The 280-nt window shown below is 65.4% G+C and carries 1 protein-coding gene; it reads left to right on the top strand.

The window, feature by feature from the left end; genetic code table 11:
• Positions 1 to 280: SCO6880 family protein (locus EW028_RS24520; protein WP_227745029.1), on the top strand; the 280-nt coding region annotated here is incomplete at both ends.

The raw sequence follows: 280 nt of genomic DNA, 5'->3' as shown, positions 1-280 counted from the left end.
TATTTCGATCACGTTCAAGGCGCAGACCGCGGACCGTAAGAAGGACCCCTCCGAGCAGGCTGTGGAGATCGCGCGGCGTCTGCCGCAGATCACCGCCGCGGGGGCTCGTGCTGGTGTGCCGTGCACGCCGATGAGCGCGGACGAAATCATCGGCATGGGCCGGCGCACGGTAGATCCGGCTTCGCTGGAAAATATCGAACAGGCTCTGTTTTCCGGCGAAGGCACCGGCCTGACGTGGGCCGATTGCGGGCCGCGTACTCAGATCGCGGGCAAGGACCGA

Origin of the sequence: Lysinibacillus sp. OL1, from assembly GCF_004332175.1 — a bacterium.
Lineage (GTDB): Bacteria > Bacillota > Bacilli > Bacillales_A > Planococcaceae > Lysinibacillus > Lysinibacillus capsici.
Note: the sequence above shows the minus strand (reverse complement) of the source record. Positions and strands in the feature narration are given on the sequence as shown.